This is a genomic window from Frankia sp. AiPs1, assembly GCF_023716945.1.
Taxonomy (GTDB): domain Bacteria; phylum Actinomycetota; class Actinomycetes; order Frankiales; family Frankiaceae; genus Frankia.
In genome coordinates this window covers 1-1,362 of record NZ_JAMQQF010000945.1, presented here as the reverse complement: position 1 = coordinate 1,362, position 1,362 = coordinate 1, and the positions used below count along the sequence as shown (strand labels likewise).

The window sequence follows — 1,362 nt, the reverse complement described above, 5'->3', positions numbered from 1 at the left end:
GGTCGGGGCCGCGGCGGGCCACGGGCACCGGCCGGCGGACGACCCGATCGTCATCGTCGGCATGGGCTGCCGGCTGGCCGGCGGCGTCGACTCGCCGGAGGCACTGTGGGAGCTGGTGCACGCCGGGCGCGACGCGGTCGCCGGACTGCCCGAGGACCGCGGCTGGGACCTGGCCGGGCTCTACGACCCGGACCCCGACCATCCCGGCACCGCCTACACCCGCCACGGCGGGTTCCTGACCGGCATCGACCAGTTCGATCCGGCGTTCTTCGGGATCGGCCCGCGGGAGGCCAACGCCCTCGACCCGCAGCAGCGGCTGATGCTGGAGGTCTCCTGGGAGGCGGTGGAGCGGGCCGGCATCGACCCCCGCTCCCTGCGCGGCAGCCGCACCGGCGTGTTCACCGGGGTCTCGCTGCAGGACTACGGGCCGGCCTGGCACACCGCGCCGCAGGACGCGCAGGGTCAGCTCCTCACCGGTAACGCCTCCGGGGTGATCGCCGGCCGGGTCGCCTACACCTTCGGCCTGGAGGGGCCGGCGCTGAGCGTGGACACCCAGTGCTCCGCCTCGCTGGTCGCGACCCATCTCGCCAGCCAGTCGCTGCGCGCGGGGGAGTGCGACCTGGCGCTGGTCGGCGGGGTGACGGTCATGTCGACGCCGGGGATCCTGGTGGAGTTCAGCCGCAAGCGGGGGTTGGCGCCGGACGGGCGGTGCAAGGCGTTCTCCGCCGACGCCGACGGCACCGGCTGGGCGGACGGCGCCGGCGTGCTGGTGCTGGAACGGCTCTCCGACGCCCGCCGCCGCGGCCACCGGGTGCACGCGGTGCTGCGCGGCACGGCGATCAACCAGGACGGTGCCAGCAACGGGCTGACCGCCCCCAACGGCCTGTCCCAGCAGCGCCTCATCCGCCAGGCGCTGGCCAACGCCGGCCTGCGAACCGCCGACGTCGACGCGGTCGAGGCGCACGGCACCGGCACCACGCTCGGCGACCCGATCGAGGCCCAGGCAGTCATTGCGACCTACGGCCAGGACCGGCCGGCCGGTCGGCCGCTGTACCTGGGCTCGTTGAAGTCCAACATCGGTCACGCCCAGGCCGCGGCCGGGGTCTGCGGGATCATCAAGATGGTCCAGGCGCTGCGGCACGAGGTGCTGCCGCGCACCCTGCACGTCCGCGAGCCCTCGCCGCACGTCGACTGGTCGGCCGGCGACGTCGAGCTGCTCACCGACAACGTCGCCTGGCGGCGGCGCGAGGGCCGTCCGCGCCGGGCCGGCGTGTCGGCGTTCGGGGTGAGCGGGACCAACGCCCACGTCATCCTCGAGGAGGCCCCGGCCGAGCCGCGTCCGCCCGCGCCGCGCAACGGCCT

General features: G+C 75.6%; 1 protein-coding gene. It reads left to right on the top strand.

Annotation, left to right across the window (positions count from 1 at the left end; translation table 11 throughout):
- Positions 1-1,362, top strand: a 1,362-nt coding sequence (locus tag ND748_RS32065) for a type I polyketide synthase (RefSeq protein ID WP_251750024.1), incomplete at both ends; no start/stop codon positions are given.